Origin of the sequence: Streptomyces sp. ADI95-17 (genome assembly GCF_003846175.1) — a bacterium.
GTDB classification, from domain to species: Bacteria; Actinomycetota; Actinomycetes; order Streptomycetales; family Streptomycetaceae; genus Streptomyces; species Streptomyces sanglieri.
On the sequence record NZ_ML123044.1, the window covers coordinates 271,763 to 272,741 of the forward strand.

A 979-nucleotide genomic window follows, 5' to 3' on the forward strand; every position below is an offset into this window, starting at 1 on the left:
ACTGGGTTTCTCCTTGGTGTGCAGGTGTTGCGTCCCACCGTACGGCGGGGTGCGTCAGATACGTTCTCGGGTCTCGCCATACGAGCGGCGAGGGGGGTGGCGGCTACGCCGTACGGTCGAGGGCGCGCAGCGAACGGTCGGTGATCGAGCGCGCGCCGCGCCCTATGGCGATGGTGCCGGACTGGACCAGCTCCTTGATGCCGTACTGCTCCAGCATCTTCAGCATGGCCTCCAGCTTGTCGGCGCCGCCGGTCGCCTCGATCGTGACGGCCTCCGGGGAGACGTCCACGGTCTTGGCGCGGAACAGCTGGACGATCTCGACGATCTGGGAGCGGGTCTCGTTGTCGGCGCGGACCTTCACCAGGACGAGCTCCCGCTGGATCGCAGCGGACGGCTCTAGTTCGACGATCTTCAGGACGTTGACCAGCTTGTTGAGCTGCTTGGTGACCTGCTCCAGGGGCAGGTCCTCGACACTCACGACGATGGTGATGCGGGAGATGTCGGGGTGTTCGGTGGTGCCGACCGCGAGCGAGTCGATGTTGAAGCCGCGGCGGGAGAACAGGGCGGTGATCCGGGCGAGGACACCGGGCTTGTTCTCGACCAGGACGGAGAGCGTGTGCTTGGTGGACATGGAGTCGGTCTCTCTCTGTCTCTCAGTCGTCTTCGTTGTCGCCGAAGTCGGGACGGACCCCGCGGGCGGCCATGACCTCGTCGTTGGAGGTGCCGGCGGCGACCATCGGCCACACCATGGCGTCCTCGTGGACGATGAAGTCCACCACGACGGGGCGGTCGTTGATGGAGTTGGCCTCTTCGATGACCTTGTCCAGGTCGGCCGGGTCCTCGCAGCGGATCGCGTAGCAGCCCATGGCCTCGGACAGCTTGACGAAGTCCGGGACGCGGGTGCCCTTGGCGGGGACGCCCTCGGTGTCCGCGCCGGAGTGCAGCACCGTGTTGGAGTACCGCTGGTTGTAGAACAGGG

At 66.3% G+C, this 979-nt stretch carries 2 protein-coding genes; both read right to left on the reverse strand.

Going from position 1 to position 979, the window contains the following annotated elements; all coding sequences use genetic code 11:
• Nucleotides 1-103: 103 nt before the first annotated feature.
• Nucleotides 104-631, reverse strand: a complete 528-nt coding sequence (gene ilvN / locus EES42_RS01155) for an acetolactate synthase small subunit (RefSeq protein ID WP_072486863.1) — start codon at nt 629-631, stop codon at nt 104-106.
• Nucleotides 632-653: 22 nt separating this feature from the next.
• On the reverse strand, nt 654-979 hold a 326-nt coding region (locus EES42_RS01160), incomplete at its 5' end, for a thiamine pyrophosphate-dependent enzyme (RefSeq protein WP_241196190.1).

What these genes read in the sequence shown, in the direction of transcription:
- ilvN (WP_072486863.1), bottom strand. Translation starts at nt 631, where the DNA reads ATGTCCACCAAGCACACGCTCTCCGTCCTGGTCGAGAACAAGCCCGGT.